Source organism: Hoeflea algicola (assembly GCF_026619415.1).
Classification (GTDB): domain Bacteria; phylum Pseudomonadota; class Alphaproteobacteria; order Rhizobiales; family Rhizobiaceae; genus Hoeflea; species Hoeflea algicola.
Window position 1 is genome coordinate 88,131 of sequence record NZ_JAOVZR010000003.1, and the last position, 17,200, is coordinate 105,330.

Here is a 17,200-nt window from a genome sequence, read left to right on the forward strand (position 1 = left end):
AAACCAAACACGATGCACTTCAAAGCAGGGGCCGACCATGAAATCGCAAATTCTTCAGACACTCGCCGCACTGGCTCTGATCGCAACTTCTGCAACTGCACAGGACAATCCAATGGAAAATCATACCGCCAGCTACATCGCCATGCCCGCCGCCGAAGGCCAGTCCGAAGCTTTCGCGGAGTTTCTGGCGGGTGCCGCACCTATCGTGCGGGACACAGAGCCGGGCACCGTCCTTTGGTTTGCTCTGCAAGCCAACGATACGCTCGCAATCTTTGACATCTTTGCAGATGAAGAGGCACGGAACGCTCACTTCTCAGGAGCGGTTGCTGCGGCTTTGAACCAAAACGCCGACACACTGGTCGACGGAGGATGGGACGAAGGTGTTGTCGCGAATATCAACAACTCCGATGTCCTGTCGGTCAAGGCGCCGGTTGATCTCACCACGGCAACGACCGCAACTTACATCAAGCTTGAAGCTGCGCCGGGGAAAGGCCGCGAATTGGCAGCCTTGCTGACCGCCGCCGGCCCCATCGTCGCAGATACCGAACCCATGACATTGTTCTGGGCGGCGCTGCAAATTGACGAGAACAACTTTGCCATCTTCGACATCTTTGCCGACGATGCTGGCCGCGAAGCGCATTTTGCCGGACAGGTCGCCGGGCTACTGAATGAAAGGGCTTCGGAATTGGTCTCGGGCGGATGGGACGATGGTGTGGTGGCAAACGTCCGCAATTTCGACATCCTTGCTGCCAAGTAATCTCGAGCTGCGTTAACAAAGAAGTGCCCGGTGCAACCCATCGGGCACTTTGCTATTTGAGTTGAGAGTAAAGCCAAGTCGGTCGATTAACCGCAGCGAAATGGCATTTTATCCCAGTCTGCTGAGGTTCTGTTGCAAACTCTTCGCTAACCGGCGACCGATAATCAGCTCCCGATGTTTTGGGAGATGACAATGTTCAAAGGCCGCCATTTCGACCAGTCGATCATCTTGCTCTGCGTTCGCTGGTATCTGGCCTACGGCTTGAGCCTTCGGGACCTGAAGGAAATGATGTCCGAACGAGGCATCAGCGTGGATCATTCGACGATTCATAGATGGGTCGTACACTTCTCGCCGTTGATTTTGGATCGCTTCAATCGCAGGAAACGTTCTGTGACCGACAAATGGCATGCAGACGAGACCTACATCAAGGTGCGGGGTCAATGGATGTATCTTTATCGGGCCATCGACAGCGTCGGAGACACTGTTGATTTCTGGTTTAGCCAGCATCGGGACCTGGCCGCAGCTAAGCGGTTCTTCACAAAGGCTATTGAACGGCATGGGCGTCCACAGCGCATTGTGATTGACGGTAGCCAGACGAACAGGGAAGCCATCATTTCCTGCGATATGATCAGCCGGCTGCGGGAAAGGCGACATCTTCAAACGAAGCCGATCCTGATCCGACAAAGCCAGTACCTGAATAATCGTATTGAGCAAGACCACCGTCGGATCAAGCGGCGCATCAGGCCGATGCTCGGCTTCAAGTCATTCTCGAGCGCGACAATAACGCTTGCCGGTATCGAGATGGTTCAAATGATGCGCAAGCGACAAGGCAGATATTCCTACAACCCCAGCCCGTCGCTTGCTGAGCAATTCCAAGCTCTGGCCGATGCCTTCTGACCGCATATCCGAAACGGCTCTTTCTCCGCCATATCAAAAATTTGCAACAGAGCCCGGGCGCATCCAACTTCATCCGGCAACTTGGTGGCGCTTTCGGGGTGAACCTTCTGGCCGTATTCATCGAAAGGCGCACGATCATGCACGCAGATGCCTTTGCCGCGACCCAGACCAGCGACAATACTACGACGATGGAACTCTTGCGAGAGGTTGCCGGCCTCCTGCAAACCTCGGGGCTGCCAGAAACTCAACTCATGCCTGCCGCGGCATCGTTCCTGGGCCAAACCGTGATGATCCAATCCTCGAACGCGGCCTTTCAGGACGCTTTCCTTGTCGTATGCGGTATATTCTTGATCGCACTTGTCCCGACATGGTTCATGTGGCGTGCTCCTTCCTCGGGTACCTAGACCCCCCATGGTCGCTTTGTGAGCTGACCGGGTCTGTGACCTCTCCAGGGGCATCCAGAGGTCGAGGGTTGCGCCAGAGTGGTCGCGCCGAGCTCCAAGATTTTGTGGTGCGTTGCCCTTATACTTGGTTCCGCCTCAATTTGTGGCAGAGCAGCAGCATTCGAACTCGAAACGGCTATTGAGCAAGTGGCCAGTACCGGGGCGTTCAGACGCGTGATCTGGCCGTCGACCAGCCGTTGCTCCGCGGCAGTTCGGTAGCGTTGTTTACAGGGCGCCGATCTGTCTATTCAAGACCGAGGTCAACGGCGCGAACCTTTGCTTGATGAATGCGATTATGAGAGCGGCAGTGCAAAACTCGGCCACGGTAGCGCCAGGATAGTCCCGGCGCGGGCGGCGTAAAAGCCGACCACCTATTTTCCTTCTGCAACGATAGCAGGAGGGTTGGGGATCTACACCGTGGAATTATATCTGAAGGTTCGTCTGGCTTGTTCTGAAGGGATGAGCCGGCGTCAGGCTGCAAGGCATTTCAACATATCGCGCGATAGCGTGGCCAAGATGATGGCGTATTCGACGCCGCCGGGCTACCAGCGTCAGTCACCGATCCGGCGGCCCAAGCTGGACGCGTTTGTTTCGGCGATCGACCACTGGCTCGATGAGGACGCAAAGGTGCCGCGCAAGCAGCGCCATACGGCCAAGCGGGTGTTTGACCGACTTCTGGATGAGCGCGGTTTCACCGGCGGCTATACGATCATCAAGGATTACATGCGCGAGCGTGAGCAACGTCGCCAAGAGGTGTTCGTGCCTCTGTCGCATGCTCCGGGGCATGGGCAGGCCGATTTCGGCGAGGCGATGGTGGTGATCGGCGGCGTGGAGCGGAAGGCGCACTTCTTCGTGCTTGATCTCCCTCACAGCGACGGCTGCTATGTGCGGGCCTATCCGGCGGCGGTGTCGGAGGCCTGGGTCGATGGCCACGTCCATGCGTTCGCTTTCTTCGGGGCCGTGCCGCAATCGATCGTCTACGACAATAATCGCTGCCTGGTGGCGAAGATCCTGCCCGATGGCACACGCAAGCGCGCCACGCTATTCAGCGGCTTTCTATCCCATTACCTGATCCGGGACCGCTACGGCCGTCCTGGCAAGGGGAACGACAAGGGAAGCGTCGAGGGGCTTGTCGGCTATGCCCGGCGCAACTTCATGGTGCCGATCCCAGAGTTTGTGACGTGGGAAGCGTTCAACACCTGGCTGGAGGAGCGATGCCGCAAGCGCCAGCGAGACAGGCTGCGCGGCGAGAGCGAGGCGATCGGGGAACGGCTGCTGCGCGATCTGGCCGCCATGCGCCCCTTGCCGGCATCGCCCTTCGATGCCTGCGACCAGTCTAGCGCCAAGGTGACTGCCCAATCGCTGGTGCGCTACAAGACCAACGATTATTCGGTCCCGGTTGCCTATGGCCATCAGGACGTCTGGGTGCGTGGCTATGTCGATGAGGTCGTGATCGGCTGCCGTGGCGAGATCATCGCCCGCCATTTCCGGAGTTGGGAGCGGGAAGACGTCGTCTTCGATCCTGTGCATTGCCTGCCGCTGATCGAGCAGAAGATCAATTCGCTGGATCAGGCGGCCCCTCTCCAGGGCTGGGATTTGCCGGAAGAGTTCGCCACGCTGCGCCGGTTGATGGAGGCGCGGATGAACAAGCATGGCCGGCGTGAGTACGTGCAGGTGTTGCGTCTCATGGAAAGCTTCGAGCTTGCTGACCTGCATGCTGCGGTGAAGCAGGCTCTCCAGCTCGGCGCGATCAGCTTCGACGCCGTCAAGCATCTGATCCTGTGCCGTGTGGAACGCCGGCCGCCGCGATTGGACCTGTCCATCTATCCCTACCTGCCGAGAGCGACGGTCGAGACGACCTCGGCGAAGGCGTATATGCGCCTTCTCTCGACGAACGCAGGAGAGGCGGCATGAGCACCGAAGCGCCCGAGATCCTGCTTTCCCACTATCTCAAAGCCCTCAAGCTGCCGAGTTTCCACCGCGAGTACCAGAAGCTGGCTCGGCTATGCGCCACCGAGGGCGTCGATCATGTCGGATACCTCACCCGGCTTGCCGAGCGGGAGATGATCGAACGTGATCGGCGCAAGGTCGAGCGCCGCATCAAGGCCGCGAAGTTCCCGGTTGTCAAAAGCCTCGACAGCTTTGACTTCGCCGCCATCCCCAAGCTCAACAAGATGCAGGTACTGGAACTCGCGCGTTGCGAATGGATCGAGCGCCGCGAGAATGTCATTGCGCTTGGCCCCAGCGGCACGGGCAAGACCCATGTAGCGCTCGGTCTCGGCCTGGCCGCCTGCCAGAAGGGCCTGTCCGTCGGCTTCACCACGGCCGCCGCACTCGTCAGCGAGATGATGGAGGCGCGCGACGAGCGGCGTCTCATTCGGCTCCAGAAACAGATGGCCGCCTACCAGCTTCTCATCATCGATGAGCTGGGCTTCGTGCCGCTCTCCAAAACCGGCGCGGAATTGCTGTTCGAGTTGATCTCGCAACGATATGAGCGAGGCGCGACCCTGATCACGAGCAACCTTCCCTTTGACGAATGGACGGAGACGCTCGGATCTGAGCGTCTGACCGGCGCACTGCTGGATCGTATCACCCACCATGTCAGCATCCTCGAAATGAACGGCGACAGCTATCGTCTCGCCCAAAGCCGAGCCCGAAAGGCCGGCTGAAACCCTCTCAGAAAATAGCCGCGCCACCAATCTGCGCATCCGCTCCGTCGCCGGATCCGGGGTCCATATCTCCGGAAGGTAGCCGGCGGCATACAAGCTCGCCAACGTCGCCGCATCGACCTTGTCGGTCTTCACATGGGCATGGGCGATTGCCTTTACCTGAAGCGGATTGGCGATTACCACCCGCTTCACATGGGGCGATAGAACTCGGGAAACCGCCATGCAGTTTCCGGTCGCCTCGATCACCACCTCGTCTGTTCTTAGAAGTTGCCTGCCGAACCCCTCCAGCGCCGTTCGGGTCATCTCGACCCGTCCCTCGTGCCTGGTCAAGCCATTCTCCCAGATCACCACCTCCCCGAAGGTCCGGTGAATGTCGATTCCGATTACGAGTCGCAGAGGCGGCCAGCTACTAACACGAGTTCGCAGCTCATCGTGTGCATCGGCCTGCCCGCACTTTCGTGCTCCCGGTGCCTCTGTCCCGGATGCTCGCAGCATACACCCTGATCCGAGAATCAGAGCCGAACATCAGCACCAAGATCCTCATACCGGTTACCAATCCCATCGAGCGCCTCAACGGCGAAATCAAGAGACGCACCGAGTGTTCGATAGCCAGATCAGAGTTACGCGGCTGGCCGTCTCTTGTCTTGCGCCGTGGTGCAGCCCCAGCCTGCAATCCGCCTGCGGCCTCACCCACAGGGTCAAACTGCCACAGCGACGAAGCCCCGCCTCGTACTCCTGCCAGTTCGTCACTTTGAATTACATCTTGCTGATACGATGCCGACGGGAGGCATTGTGTCCGAATGGTATTCTGGGCCAATCAAGTTATTTTCGATCGCAGTCGCATAGATGCAATGCATAACGTTGAGTTTGATCCCTGCACCAATTCCCTCCGGCACGCCAGATTACTATGAAAAATCCAGCTCAGATCGACCCGTTTCGAGGCATCAGGTCAGGCTTGGATGAACCAGTGTACCATTGAGTTGATTATTCCGCCGCCACAACTCCCGTTTCAAACGCACCTACGGCCTGCCAACGCTGCGCGATTTCGCCTAAGGAATCGAGCACTTGTCGCAGATCGTCACCGCGCTCTGTCAAACCGTAGGTGACCGCAGGCGGAATCGTTTGCGTCTGTTCACGCCAGATCACCCCGGCCGCCTGCAACATCCGCAAGCGCTCGGTCAGTACCCGGGTTGAAATTCCCGGTACCGTCCGCTTTAGCGTACCGAACCGCTGCGGACCCTGCTCACTCAGAACCCAGAGAATATAGGTAGTCCACGGTCCCATCAGCAAGCGCAGAATGGCGTCCATGGGACAAACAGGGGGCGCTCTATGTTTCATTTAGTGGCTCACAAACTGTGGTTACTTTTTAGTGCCTACTTCCCTTACAAAACTTAGCGGGTTTATAAAACCTATAGTGAAAAAAGAAACCGGGCAAGAGACCCGGAAAATGCACGAGCCCTTTTGACAGGGGTAAGGAAATCGCTTGGAAAAAGCCCGGACATTTTGGTCAAAAGGAGGACATTAGAAAATGAGCAATAAAACTGTAAATCTTATCTACTGGGCTGCAACCGGATTGGTTGCGCTGGTCTATCTCGGCGGAGCGACCTTTTGCTGGCCGCTTCGGCACATATGGCTGTGGACGATCCGGGCTGGCCACCGGCAATCGTCGCCTAGGCTGCGCTGATCATATCATTTCTGACGCCAAATAGGGTGCGCGAAAAGAAATCACCCTACGGTAATTTACTGAATAGCGCAGCGTAATCGGATTCCCGGACAACCATATATCGGGCGGGGGCCATCACACTCTGCCCGTAAACATGAGAAAGGACGACGTACATGACCCGCATGCCGACGATGTTCGTTCCACACGGCGGAGGCCCCTGTTTCTTCATGGACTGGGACCCGCCTGAAACCTGGAACCGGCAGCGCCAATTCCTAGCGGATATCCCGGCATCATTGCCGGAACCCCCAAGGCGTTGCTGGTGATCTCGGGCCATTGGGAAGAGCCGCAGTTCACGGTGCAGAAAAATCCGGCCCCGCCGCTGTTGTTCGATTATAACGGGTTTCCGCCCCACACCTATGAGCTGACCTGGCCATCGCCCGGAGATCCGGCACTGTCCGACAGGGTGCAGGCGCTGGTCGAGGCGGCCGGGTTCCCCTGCCCCGTTGATGAGGCGCGCGGTTACGATCACGGCGTGTTCATTCCGCTAAAGGTGGCCTTTCCGCAGGCAGACATTCCCTGTGTGCAGCTTAGCTTGCGAAGTGATCTTGACCCGGCTGCGCATATTGCGGTCGGGCGGGCATTGGTACCGTTGCGCGATGAAGGTGTTCTGATCATCGGTTCGGGCAACACCTATCACAACATGCAAAAAATGATGCGTGCGATGCGGGGTGGCGCCACCAATGCCGTGAACGGGCAGGAATTTGATCGCTGGCTAAGCGATGCGGCCACCCGCCCCGATCCGGCAGAGCGTGATCAAATGCTGGCAAAATGGGACGCCGCCCCCGGTGCCCGCGATGCAAACCCGCGCGAGGAACATCTGATTCCGCTGCATGTGGTCGCGGGGGCGGCCCTTGCCGACAAAGGCGTGAAAACGCTGGAGGATCACGTGCTCGGAGCAGTCGAAAGCGCGTTTACCTTCGGCTGAATCCATTCAGACGTTTGAACATCCAAATCCAACCCGGAAAATCTAGGAAAATCCAATGACAAACATTCAAAACGGCCCTTTCATCGTCACCGGTGCATCCGGCCAGCTTGGCCGACAGGTCATCGACAACCTGATTGCGGCCGGTGCCGGTCCGATCATCGCCGTTTCCCGCTCGCCGGAAAAGCTGGCCGATCTGGCCGACAAGGGCGTCGAGGCCCGCAAGGGCGATTTCAACGACCCCGCATCGCTGAGCGCGGCTTTTGCCGGGGGCAAGCGACTGCTGATTATCTCGATCGACGATCTGGAACCAGGCAAGCGACTGGCAGCGCATAAAAACGCCATCGCAGCCGCAACGAAGGAAGGGATCACACATATCGTCTATACCTCGCTGACGAACCCGGTCGAGGAAAGTCCGATCACGTTCTCCAAAGATCACAGCGACACGGAAGCGCTGATCAAGGACACCGGTGCTAGCTATACGATTCTGCGCAACAACCTTTACACCGATCTGGTCCTGATGGGTGGCGGGCAAAGCATTGGGTTGGGTCAGCATTTCGCTGCAGCTGCCGAGGGAAAAACCGGCTATGTCACCCGCGCCGATTGCGCCCGCGCCGCCGCAACGGCCCTGATGCAGGAAACCGGTTCAAGCGTTCTGGACATCACCGGACCCGCAGCGGTTTCCCAAGGTGACATCGCGGCCATCCTGTCGGAAATCTCGGGCAAGGATATCCCCTATATCTCGATCGCAACCGACGATCTGGTTAAGGCCATGGTCGACGCTGGCTTGCCAGAGTTCATGGCAAAGGTCTTTGCATCGTTCGACGAGGCGATGGCCAAGGACTATCTGAGCGTTGCGACGGGCGATCTGGAAAAACTGACGGGACAGGCCGGACAGTCAGTGCGTGATTTCCTGATTGCCAACAAGACAACTCTGCTGACCCTGCCACAGCATTAAGGAAACCACGATGAAACTTTACAACGCCAATTTCTCGCCAAACGCCCTTCGGGTGCGTGCGGTTGCCTTGGAACTGGGGATCGACCTTGAGATCATCGAAGTCGACATACGCGGCGGAGACAACCGTAGCGATGAATTCTTGGCAATGAACCCCAACGCCAAGGTGCCGGTGCTGGTGGACGGGGATTTCGTGATATGGGAATCGCGCGCCATCAATTCTTATCTGGCCAGCAACAAACCGGAGCGAGGTCTTTATCCCGACGACCCAAAGGCCCGCGCAACGGTAGATCAGTGGCTTTACTGGCAAACAATCCACCTTGGACCGGCGATGCAGAAACTTTCGTTCGAACGGTTCCTGAAGGCGAAATTCGGCATGGGAGACGCAGATCAAAGCGTTATCGACGCCGAGGTAAAGAACGTCGATCAGTTTCTGGCCGTACTGGAAATCGGCCTTGCGGGCAAGGACTGGATCGCAGGCAATCTCAGCGTGGCAGATTTTGCGCTGGCCTCGACATTCATGTATCGCGCGCAGTCTGACATCTCACTTGACGATCTTCCGAATGTCGCGGCCTGGATCGAACGGCTTGAGGCGCGCGCCTCGTGGAAGGCCGCGTTTGCTCCCGTTCTGGCCCTGTTTGGCGATTAGGATTATTCACGGAAACATTTGCGGGGGCGAGCCATTCGCCCCCGCCCTAAAGAAGGCCATATCGTGCAAATAGGAATATACACATTCGCAGAGTCGGGCACTGGCCGGGACGGCAGCATCAGCCTGTCCCAAAGGTTGCGAAATCTGGTCGAGGAAATCGTGCTTGCCGACCAGGTCGGGCTGGATTGGTTCGGCGTCGGCGAACATCACCGCCCCGACTATGCGGTCTCAAACCCTGCTGTGGCGCTGGCGGCTGCAGCGACACAAACCGAAAATATCCGCCTTTCCAGCGCCGTCACAGTGCTAAGTTCCGATGATCCAATCCGGGTCTTTCAGCAATTCTCGACACTAGACAACCTGACCCAGGGACGCGCGGAAATTATGGTCGGGCGCGGTGCCTTTGTTGAGTCCTTTCCGCTTTTTGGCCATGCGCTGGATGACTACGACACGCTTTTTGCCGAGAAACTTCAGCTCTTAATGGCTGTGAATGAGACCGAACACGTAAGTTGGCCCGGCACAAGGCATTTACCCGCCATTGATCATCAGGGCGTCCACCCACGGCCCTATCAGGACAAGCTGCCGATCTGGCTGGGCATCGGGGGAACCCCACAATCGGCGGTGCGCGGCGGGACACTTGGCCTGCCCCTTGCCCTTGGCATTATCGGCGGAGACCCTGCGCGTTTTGCGCCTTTGTTCGATCTCTATCGCGCCGCCGCCAGCAAGGCCGGGCACGACCCGGCCAGCCTGGAAACCTCACTGAATGTGCATGGGTTTGTGGCCGAAACCAGCCAGACTGCCCGTGACATTTATAGTGGCCCGCATAACGAGGTCATGACACGCCTTGGCGCAGAACGTGGATGGCCCACGGCAACCCGTGCACAGTTTGACACCATGTGCGGCCCAAGCGGGGCGTTGTTCGTCGGTGGGCCAGCAGAACTGACCGACAAGATCCTCGCCCATCACGAGATCTTCGGCTTTACCAGAATAACTATTCAGATGGCGATCGGGCTGCTCGACCACAAGTCCCTGATGAACGCGATCGAGATCTTGGGAACCAGCGTCGCTCCGGATGTCCGCAAGGCTTTGGGGGCCTAACCATACAAAACAGAAAGGCCGGATATGTTTGAACTGACACCCCGCAAGGGCCCCCGGCCTGAGACCACCGACTGCGCGCCTCACGAGCAGGTCAGCCAAAACCCCGACGTTGAAACTTACCAAAAGCTCAAAGGGCGCGCCTTTGACTTTCCGTTTGTCGAACGTCGCGCTTCGATCATCTCGGTCCCCGGTGCCGAGGCTCTTTGGCTGCAACACGATCACGCCCATGGGTGTCAGGAATCCTTTATGCTGGGCAATGAGTTTGCCCATGTACATCCGCATTTCGATGGTTCGATGCACCTGATGCTGCCAATCGAATGTACGCTTGAACTGTTCGCCAAAGGCTGGGGCGAGCCGCACCCGATGACGGCCACAGGCATGATACCGGCGACCGCCGTCATGGTGTTTGCGCCGCGCGATGAGCCAGAGATCGAAACAGCCTTGAAAATTCTTGCCACGTCTTATGATTTCGCGCGTGGAAAACTTGCAAACCCCACGTCGATCCGGTTGTGAAAATGGCTGATCACTATTGCTGCACACACTGAATGGATCGTGTCACAAGGAGTTCTCTAATCGCCGTGGGACACGATCCGACCGAACTCTACGAGGCGCGACGACATCCTACTCCCTGCCGCCGCTTTCTTATCCGGCGCGGTGGAGGAGTTCGCCGAGGTCCCGGGCACTCATAGTGGCGAGCCGCGACAGCGTATTCCAGATCGTCTGGCCGGTCTCACCGATTGCCGCCACGGACTTCTCCCGGAGCTTTTCTGCCAAAATGTCGTCGGGCAGCGGCTCGGTAAGATCGTGCGAGACCACGATCTCCGTCCCGCCTTTCAGTGTAACGATCCCGATAGCTTGCAAATCGGTGACGACATCGTCGCCGGTGACTCTAATCCTGTCGGCGAAAACCGCGAGCTCGGCGTCATTGGCGAGGGCGTCGGTATAGGTACGGTCGTCCACGGTCCTGTCGCCACGCATGGCCATTCCGGCAAGCCAGTTGTAGCTGAACTTCACTTCTAGGCCAGTGCGGGGCCGTTTGATGTCGCAGACCCGCAGCCAGCGCGGATTTGTCCGAAGCGTAAAACTGGCGACATCGTTCAAATCGCGCCCTTCCAGCTCTTTTGCGCCGAGGAGCGCTCCGATCATCGCATGAGTGCCGTGGCAGCACGCATGCAGCTTGTATTTGTTGTCCTCGAAAAGAAACGTTTGCGGCTTTGCAAGGCCTGCCCCTGGATCCGCAAGCGATGTATGTGTTTCGACAAAACTTTGCTGCCCCAGCAGGCCATCGTCGGCCGAGGTCATTCCAAGTTTGGCGAGTTTGGCGCATTCGATCCCGTTCGAGGCTGCACTGCCCGCATTGTACGGCTTGCCCATCGTTCCGAACTGCGATTTCAGTCCCGAGGCCCGCGTGGCGCACAGGCCAATGGCATACCGCATCTCCTGAGCGTTCAATCCGTAAAGGCGGCCGGCAGCCAAGGTCGCGCCAAACGCGCCTGCCGTCGCCGTCTGGTGAAAGCCGATGTCGTAATGCGCTCGTCCGAGAACGAGGCCGATCCGTATGGCGGCCTCTGCCCCGACGAGGAACGCGTTCACTACCTCTGTGGCAGACGCATCGACCTCTTCGCCAGCGGCCAGGGCGGCTGAATAGATTCCCACGGACAGATGGCCGACGTGGCCGAAATGTGTGTCGTCATAATCGAGCGCATGGCTGGTTGCGCCGTTGACAAGGGCCGCCATGCGGGCAGGCGCGGCGTCGCCTCCGAAGACGGAAGCAGCGCCCCGGCCGACTTCTTGTTCGGCCAACATGCGCAGTTTTTCGGCTACCGGCTCGTTGACGCCCGCTATACCGCAGGTCATCCAGTCAAGGAGCGAGAAGCGAGCTAGGATAAGTGCGCGGACGGAGAGTTTTTCTGCAGGCAAGGCAGCCAGTTCGATGAGGTGGTCGATGAGTACCATATCATTCCTTTCTTCTGGACCTTCGTTGTTATCTAACATTCTATTTACGAGCTTGGAGCCAAGTCTCGGTCGGCTGGAGGAAAAATGTCACATCGTAGGACGTGGCGGCAGAAAGGAATTCTTCGCCCATCGCTACAACAAGTTTGCCGCCCATAAATCGGCCTGAGACGGGGGTCACAACCGCTTGGCAATTTCTTCCAGCATCACCTCGGTCGCGCCACCGCCGATGGCGTGGATCCGTGCGTCGCGAGACATGCGTTCAACCGGAGTTTCGCGCATGTATCCCATGCCGCCATGGAACTGAACGCAATCATACAGCACTTTGTTGACCAGATCGCCGCAATAGGCCTTAACCATCGAAACCTCTTTGACGCACTCCATCCCCCGCGCATCCTTCCAGGCCGCGCTGTAGACCAGTTGGCGTCCGGCCTCGACCTGGGCGGCGCGTTCGGCAAGACGTTGGCGGATCACCTGTTTATCCCACAGAACACCGCCAAAGGCGGGGCGATCTCTCACATAATCCAACGTCAGTTCTATGGCTTTCTGCGCCTCGCCCATGGCCATCGCCCCCAGAACCGTTCTTTCGTTCTGGAAGTTCTTCATGATGGCGTAGAACCCCTGGTCAACCTCTCCCAGGATCTGGTCGCCGGTGACACGGACGTTGTCAAAGACCAACTCTGCGGTGTCCGAGCACAGCCACCCGGTCTTGTTCAGCTTCTTGCCGACCGAAAAGCCCGATGTGCCTTGTTCAACAGCAAAGATCGTCACTCCGCGCGAACCTTTTGCCTCGGTATTGGTCTTGGCGGCGACGAAAAACAGATCGCCATGCACCCCATTGGTGATGAACATCTTGGTGCCGTTAATCAGCCAGCCATTGCCGTCACGGATCGCGCGTGTACGCATTCCCGCCACGTCAGACCCGGCGCCGGGTTCGGTTACGGCAACGGCACAAATGCTTTTGCCTGACGTGATGCCCGGCATCCAGCGTGCCATCTGTTCGGGTGTGCCTACATTGGCCAGATGCGGACTGGCCATATCCGTGTGCACCAGCAGGTCAGCCGAGAAGCCACCGAATGTGCAGCGGCCCAGCTCTTCAGCCAGCACGACGCTGGCCATCGTATCCAGATCGGCTCCGCCATATTGCTCGGGGTAGCGCATACCAAGAAAGCCCAGTTCGCCCATTTTGGCGAAGACCTCGCGCGGAACTTTGCCTGCTTCTTCCCAGGCGTCGCCGTGCGGCACGATCTCGGCCTCGACAAAGCGGCGGATCTGGTCACGCAGCATGGTCAGTTCGTCGGAAAAGTATGGGTTGATCATGGTCATTCCTCGGGATCGATGGTGATCAGAACGGCGTCCATATCGACGCTTTCTCCGGCTGCATAATTGATCTGGACGATGACGCCCGCACAGGGCGCGGTCAGGGTTTGCAAAAGTTTCATTGCATCGATTACGAGAACCGGCTGTCCGGCGGTGACGGTGTCGATTTATGTTTGAAACCGAGACTCGCGCATTGAGTGTTTTCAATGATTTGCGTGAGACTAAAGTGTAACGCATTACACTTCAAATGAGACATCAATGGGATCTTATTACACTCCAAATGGGATTGATCGACCGGTCGATCGACCATAATGTCGCCGTATGATTTCATCCCCAGAAGCCCCCGATGATGTAGGTCCGGAAGAGTTTCTTCGATATCTGCTCCGCGGCAGTGATGGGAAAGTGACAGCTGAGGTAGTCGCAGCTGCGCGTGAGGAATATGGGATCCCGCGTTCGACGCTATTTCGACTCGTTGCGAGGTTTAGAAAGACACAACGCACTTCAAGCCTCAAACCTAGAAAACGCGGCACGCAAGAAGGAATGGTTAGGCTGGATCCCAGAACCGAGCGCATTATCGCCGAACAAGTGGAGGGCTTCTGGCTCAAAAAGGAAAAGCCGAGCTTTGCCGCACTGATGCGGCGCATTGGTGAAGTCTGCCTCACAGAGGGGCTATCACTTCCACATCGCAGCACTGTGCAGCGTAGAGTGTCAGAATTGATCCCGATTGCCGCGGCCCGCAAGCGCGGGGAGCGCGAGATCGAAGCTGCCTCGACACCGAGCCCTGGCCAGCTTTCTGTCGCGAAGCCGAATGCCCTTTGGCAGATCGATCATACTATTGTCGATGTCGTCGTTGTCGATGAACAATATCGCCAACCCATCGGACGGCCAGTGCTGACGATTGCCATCGATGTTTGCACCAGAATGGTCGCGGGTTTCCATTTGTCATTGGCAGCCCCATCGAGAACGTCGGTTGGCCTTTGCCTCCTGCACGCGGTTTACGACAAAACAGCATGGCTAGACGAACGGGGGATTGATATTCCTTGGCCTGTCGCCGGACTGCCAGCTGTTCTTCATTGCGACAATGGCGCCGAATTCAGATCGCGAGCGCTCGCCGGCGCTTGCAAGGAATATGGCATCAAGCTCCTGTTCAGACCGCCAGCAACGCCCCGCTTCGGCGGACACGTCGAGCGGCTGATCGGAACCATGATGGGAGCTGTTCATCTGCTGCCTGGCACAACGTTCAGCAATGTGAAGATCAGGGGTGACTACGATTCCGAGGGCCGTGCGACCTTTACATTACGCGAACTAGAAAAGTGGATCGCACTGGAAATCGTCGGCAAATACCATCAGCGTATCCACGCCTCACTATTGCGCCCTCCCCTGGCCGTGTGGCGCGAACGGCAAGGTGAAGTCGATTTCGACCTACCGCCAGACCGGATGGCGTTCTGGACCAGCTTTTTGCCTGGTGACCGGCGCCGCTTGCTGAAGGACGGCATTCATCTGGAAAAGATTCGCTACTGGTCGGACGCCCTATCACGTGATGTCGGCCGGGGTGCTGAGCTTGAGATCAAATATGATCCACGAGACCTTTCTCGAATATTCGTTCGCCAGTCCGACGGCCGGTTTGTAGAAGCGCGGTACCGAAATCTCGCATATCCGCCCGTCTCATGGTGGGAATGGAAACATGCCAAGAAAAGGCTTCGAGACCAAGGACGGCGTGAGTTGCAAGAAGATGTTATCTTTGCAGCGATCGCAAAACAAAGGCAGATTGAAGACATTGCCGCATCCTCAAGCGCAAAAGCGCGCCGGAGTGCTGCTCGAAGGCCTACTAAACAGGACCAAAAGGAAAGCGGCCACGTTACGGCTATAGATTTGGCGAAATCGGTTCATTCAGATGACGACACGGAATTTTGGGATTGATGATTGAACTCCCGCATTTGGCGTCTGGCGCCGCGGCACTTGCCAACTCGCCAAACGAAACACGGATTCGTGCCATTCGATCCGATCGTTGGGTCGGCTTTGATCGCGCTCGTCGGGTTCTTCGGCATCTCGATGGGCTTTGCGACCATCCGCCATCAACGCGTCCGCCGGGCCTCGCGATTTATGGCCACAGCGGCATGGGCAAGACGATGCTCGTGGAAAAGTTCAAGCGTAATCATCCGCCAATTATCGATCACAGTACCGGTGTGGAAAGCATGCCGGTCCTGGCAATTACGCTGACATCACGCCCGACAGAACGCAGGATATACGGTCAATTGCTGATGGCCATGGGAGCCAGCATCAATGAACGCCTGACACTCATGGAACTTGAGATCAGGACCGTCCTCCTCCTGAAAAGCAACAATGTTCGTGTTCTGGTATTTGACGAGGTCCACAATCTTCTTGCTGGAACCCCGAGAGAGCAGCGCGTGATCCTGCAGCTGCTGCGATATCTTAGCAATGAGATCAAAGCTTCGCTCGTCTGTCTTGGCGTTTCCGAAGCCCGCGACGCGATTGCCGGCGACACTCAACTGGCACGACGCCTGGATCAGTTTGTACTGCCAAGATGGAAGGCGGATGAGGAATTCCAGGAACTGGTGACGGCGATCCTCCGAAGTCTACCGCTCAAACTTCCGTCCGCATTGTCCAGCCAGAGTTTGCGACACCTTTCCCGCCTCGGCGACGGCATAACCGCTCGCGTATTCGGGATACTGAACGAACTTGCAATCGAGGCGATCCAAGACGGCACAGAGCGGATCACCGATGAAAACATCGAATCCTGGAAGCCCGCTTTGGAAAAAGAGGCAGCATTCGCATAGCCAACGAAACGTTACACCTCAATTGAGACTCAGGCCGCAAAAGTCTCAATTGAAGTGTAACGTTTTTCCAGAAATTGTCCGAGTCCCAGTTTGAAGTGTAAATCGACACCTGTCGCAAATCTCTTTCACATTCCACGCGACAATATTCCATCCGATCATCACCGCGAACTGAGAGCCGCAGCCATGCAGGTGTGGAATAAGATCGCACGCCTGCAGGCAGCATAAGCGAGAGCGGCAGGCGAGGCTTTTGTTGACCGGGGTTCTTTAACTTTACGATGCCAGATCCAGCCCTTCAACAGTGAATGCTTCAGTTACAACACACCCTCGCTGTTATCCTCCTGACCCACCGGGAACGGTTCGGAATGCTCCGCATCGCGGCTGAGCAATCCCGCATCTTCCAGCGCCTCAATATCGGGCAGATCGCGCAACGTCTCCATGCCGAAGGCCGAGAGGAAATGTTTTGTCGTCACATAGCTATAGGGCGCGCCCGGCGTCGGGCTGCGCGGCCCCGACGCAATAAATCCCGTGCCGCGCAGCGACCCGATCACGTCACGGCTGACTTCCTTGCCGAAAATCTTCGACAGCTCGCTTCGCGTCAGCGGCTGGAAATAGGCAATCGACATCAGCACCGTGGCTTCAAATTCAGACAGCGCCGCCGCCCCGCCCCGCGTCGGTGCCTGCGATGCCCGGATCGCGTCCGCGTAACGGACACGGCTTCGGTGCTGCCAGCCGCCCGCAACGCTCACCAGCTCGTAAGGCCTGTCGCGCAATTCCTCAACCAGGTCGTCGATCAGCAGATCAATGCTGCAATCCTTGCCCACGACACGCGCCAGAACCTCGCGGCCGACCGGCACGGCGGAGGCAAAGATCACCGCCTCGACCCGCATCATCCATTCCCGCCAGCGCAACTCGGCAGGCAGATCCACCAACTCCCGATCAAGCAAGCCTTCGCTTGCCCCATTCGATTGCGGTTTTCGGGCTTTTCCGCCGGATGATTTTGCAGAACTTGCTTCTCTCAT

The 17,200-nt window shown here is 57.7% G+C and carries 18 protein-coding genes and 3 pseudogenes; 13 read left to right on the plus strand and 8 right to left on the minus strand.

The annotated features are described in order from the left end of the window. The first annotated feature begins 37 nt into the window (after positions 1–37). The 5 genes from OEG84_RS24185 to istB all read left to right on the plus strand — a co-directional run bounded on the left by OEG84_RS24185 (position 38) and on the right by istB (position 4,766). Positions 38–757, plus strand: a complete 720-nt coding sequence (locus tag OEG84_RS24185) for a putative quinol monooxygenase (protein ID WP_045320533.1) — start codon at positions 38–40, stop codon at positions 755–757. 192 nt (positions 758–949) lie between these two features. After that, positions 950–1,654, plus strand: a complete 705-nt coding sequence (locus OEG84_RS24190; RefSeq protein WP_267656434.1) for an IS6 family transposase — start codon at positions 950–952, stop codon at positions 1,652–1,654. Positions 1,655–1,791: 137 nt separating this feature from the next. After that, a complete protein-coding gene (locus OEG84_RS24195) occupies positions 1,792–2,058 on the plus strand; it encodes a hypothetical protein (protein WP_267656435.1) in 267 nt (88 codons plus the stop codon). A 456-nt stretch (positions 2,059–2,514) separates the two neighbouring features. Next, on the plus strand, positions 2,515–4,011 hold the full coding sequence (gene istA / locus OEG84_RS24200; protein WP_267656436.1) for an IS21 family transposase: 1,497 nt from the start codon (positions 2,515–2,517) through the stop codon (positions 4,009–4,011). Then, positions 4,008–4,766 carry an IS21-like element helper ATPase IstB gene (gene istB, locus OEG84_RS24205; RefSeq protein WP_267656438.1) on the plus strand — a complete coding sequence of 253 codons (759 nt, stop codon included), beginning with the start codon at positions 4,008–4,010 and terminating at the stop codon, positions 4,764–4,766. Before istA ends, istB begins: the two co-directional genes overlap by 4 nt. Positions 4,767–4,778: 12 nt before the next feature. Here istB and OEG84_RS24210 read toward each other — a convergent pair. From OEG84_RS24210 to OEG84_RS24220, 3 genes and pseudogenes are all read right to left on the minus strand, one after another. After that, a pseudogene (locus OEG84_RS24210) lies at positions 4,779–5,162 on the minus strand (IS110 family transposase); the annotation flags it as partial. A 139-nt stretch (positions 5,163–5,301) separates the two neighbouring features. After that, a pseudogene (locus OEG84_RS24215) lies at positions 5,302–5,516 on the minus strand (IS5/IS1182 family transposase); the annotation flags it as partial. A 234-nt stretch (positions 5,517–5,750) separates the two neighbouring features. Beyond that, on the minus strand, positions 5,751–6,074 hold the full coding sequence (locus OEG84_RS24220; protein ID WP_267656440.1) for a winged helix-turn-helix transcriptional regulator: 324 nt from the start codon (positions 6,072–6,074) through the stop codon (positions 5,751–5,753). A gap of 674 nt (positions 6,075–6,748) precedes the next feature. On the opposite strand from OEG84_RS24220, the gene OEG84_RS24225 reads away from it, so the two are divergent. The 3 genes from OEG84_RS24225 to OEG84_RS24235 are packed head-to-tail and all read left to right on the plus strand — an operon-like array spanning position 6,749 to position 9,015. Beyond that, the gene (locus OEG84_RS24225) at positions 6,749–7,414 is read left to right on the plus strand and encodes a DODA-type extradiol aromatic ring-opening family dioxygenase (protein ID WP_267656441.1); all 666 of its coding nucleotides are present in this window, start codon (positions 6,749–6,751) and stop codon (positions 7,412–7,414) included. Positions 7,415–7,469: 55 nt separating this feature from the next. Then, positions 7,470–8,369 (plus strand): NAD(P)H-binding protein, encoded by a 900-nt coding sequence (locus OEG84_RS24230; protein WP_267656442.1) that lies wholly within the window; start codon positions 7,470–7,472, stop codon positions 8,367–8,369. 10 nt (positions 8,370–8,379) lie between these two features. Continuing rightward, positions 8,380–9,015 carry a glutathione S-transferase family protein gene (locus OEG84_RS24235; RefSeq protein WP_267656443.1) on the plus strand — a complete coding sequence of 212 codons (636 nt, stop codon included), beginning with the start codon at positions 8,380–8,382 and terminating at the stop codon, positions 9,013–9,015. A 6-nt stretch (positions 9,016–9,021) separates the two neighbouring features. Here the strand turns inward: OEG84_RS24235 and OEG84_RS24240 are convergent, their stop codons facing one another. After that, the gene (locus OEG84_RS24240; RefSeq protein WP_267656608.1) at positions 9,022–9,225 is read right to left on the minus strand and encodes a hypothetical protein; all 204 of its coding nucleotides are present in this window, start codon (positions 9,223–9,225) and stop codon (positions 9,022–9,024) included. On the opposite strand from OEG84_RS24240, the gene OEG84_RS24245 reads away from it, so the two are divergent. Continuing rightward, positions 9,133–10,110 carry an LLM class flavin-dependent oxidoreductase gene (locus OEG84_RS24245; RefSeq protein ID WP_267656598.1) on the plus strand — a complete coding sequence of 326 codons (978 nt, stop codon included), beginning with the start codon at positions 9,133–9,135 and terminating at the stop codon, positions 10,108–10,110. The two genes, OEG84_RS24240 and OEG84_RS24245, sit on opposite strands and share 93 nt — an antisense overlap. Positions 10,111–10,134: 24 nt before the next feature. Beyond that, positions 10,135–10,623, plus strand: coding sequence for a luciferase domain-containing protein (locus OEG84_RS24250; RefSeq protein ID WP_267656444.1), 489 nt, complete (start codon positions 10,135–10,137; stop codon positions 10,621–10,623). Between the two features lie 129 nt (positions 10,624–10,752). Here OEG84_RS24250 and OEG84_RS24255 read toward each other — a convergent pair whose 3' ends face one another. The 3 genes from OEG84_RS24255 to OEG84_RS24265 all read right to left on the minus strand — a co-directional run bounded on the left by OEG84_RS24255 (position 10,753) and on the right by OEG84_RS24265 (position 13,550). Then, entirely contained in the window at positions 10,753–12,066 is a 1,314-nt protein-coding gene (locus OEG84_RS24255; protein ID WP_267656445.1) for an MmgE/PrpD family protein, read from the minus strand. A 174-nt stretch (positions 12,067–12,240) separates the two neighbouring features. Continuing rightward, complete coding sequence (locus tag OEG84_RS24260) at positions 12,241–13,383, minus strand: acyl-CoA dehydrogenase family protein (RefSeq protein WP_267656446.1); 1,143 nt, start codon at positions 13,381–13,383, stop codon at positions 12,241–12,243. Positions 13,384–13,385: 2 nt separating this feature from the next. Beyond that, complete coding sequence (locus tag OEG84_RS24265) at positions 13,386–13,550, minus strand: acyl-CoA carboxylase biotin carboxyl carrier protein subunit (RefSeq protein ID WP_267656599.1); 165 nt, start codon at positions 13,548–13,550, stop codon at positions 13,386–13,388. 154 nt (positions 13,551–13,704) lie between these two features. Here OEG84_RS24265 and OEG84_RS24270 point away from each other — a divergent pair, with 154 nt between their 5' ends. From OEG84_RS24270 to OEG84_RS24280, 3 genes and pseudogenes are all read left to right on the plus strand, one after another. Continuing rightward, on the plus strand, positions 13,705–15,303 hold the full coding sequence (locus OEG84_RS24270; RefSeq protein ID WP_267656447.1) for a Mu transposase C-terminal domain-containing protein: 1,599 nt from the start codon (positions 13,705–13,707) through the stop codon (positions 15,301–15,303). Next, entirely contained in the window at positions 15,303–16,181 is an 879-nt protein-coding gene (locus tag OEG84_RS24275) for a TniB family NTP-binding protein (RefSeq protein ID WP_238720040.1), read from the plus strand. The genes OEG84_RS24270 and OEG84_RS24275 overlap by 1 nt, the downstream gene beginning before the upstream one ends. A gap of 108 nt (positions 16,182–16,289) precedes the next feature. After that, a pseudogene (locus OEG84_RS24280) lies at positions 16,290–16,406 on the plus strand (IS6 family transposase); the annotation flags it as partial. A gap of 86 nt (positions 16,407–16,492) precedes the next feature. Here OEG84_RS24280 and scpB read toward each other — a convergent pair. Next, positions 16,493–17,200 carry an SMC-Scp complex subunit ScpB gene (scpB, locus tag OEG84_RS24285; protein WP_267656448.1) on the minus strand — a complete coding sequence of 236 codons (708 nt, stop codon included), beginning with the start codon at positions 17,198–17,200 and terminating at the stop codon, positions 16,493–16,495.

Excerpts from the sequence above, each read along its gene's own strand:
- OEG84_RS24255 (WP_267656445.1), bottom strand. The coding sequence starts at position 12,066 with ATGGTACTCATCGACCACCTCATCGAACTGGCTGCCTTGCCTGCAGAA.
- scpB (WP_267656448.1), bottom strand. The coding sequence starts at position 17,200 with ATGAGAGAAGCAAGTTCTGCAAAATCATCCGGCGGAAAAGCCCGAAAA.
- OEG84_RS24235 (WP_267656443.1), top strand. The coding sequence starts at position 8,380 with ATGAAACTTTACAACGCCAATTTCTCGCCAAACGCCCTTCGGGTGCGT.
- OEG84_RS24195 (WP_267656435.1), top strand. The coding sequence starts at position 1,792 with ATGCACGCAGATGCCTTTGCCGCGACCCAGACCAGCGACAATACTACG.
- istB (WP_267656438.1), top strand. The coding sequence starts at position 4,008 with ATGAGCACCGAAGCGCCCGAGATCCTGCTTTCCCACTATCTCAAAGCC.
- OEG84_RS24230 (WP_267656442.1), top strand. The coding sequence starts at position 7,470 with ATGACAAACATTCAAAACGGCCCTTTCATCGTCACCGGTGCATCCGGC.
- OEG84_RS24250 (WP_267656444.1), top strand. The coding sequence starts at position 10,135 with ATGTTTGAACTGACACCCCGCAAGGGCCCCCGGCCTGAGACCACCGAC.
- OEG84_RS24275 (WP_238720040.1), top strand. The coding sequence starts at position 15,303 with ATGATTGAACTCCCGCATTTGGCGTCTGGCGCCGCGGCACTTGCCAAC.
- OEG84_RS24260 (WP_267656446.1), bottom strand. The coding sequence starts at position 13,383 with ATGATCAACCCATACTTTTCCGACGAACTGACCATGCTGCGTGACCAG.
- OEG84_RS24270 (WP_267656447.1), top strand. The coding sequence starts at position 13,705 with ATGATTTCATCCCCAGAAGCCCCCGATGATGTAGGTCCGGAAGAGTTT.
- OEG84_RS24190 (WP_267656434.1), top strand. The coding sequence starts at position 950 with ATGTTCAAAGGCCGCCATTTCGACCAGTCGATCATCTTGCTCTGCGTT.
- OEG84_RS24185 (WP_045320533.1), top strand. The coding sequence starts at position 38 with ATGAAATCGCAAATTCTTCAGACACTCGCCGCACTGGCTCTGATCGCA.
- OEG84_RS24220 (WP_267656440.1), bottom strand. The coding sequence starts at position 6,074 with ATGGACGCCATTCTGCGCTTGCTGATGGGACCGTGGACTACCTATATT.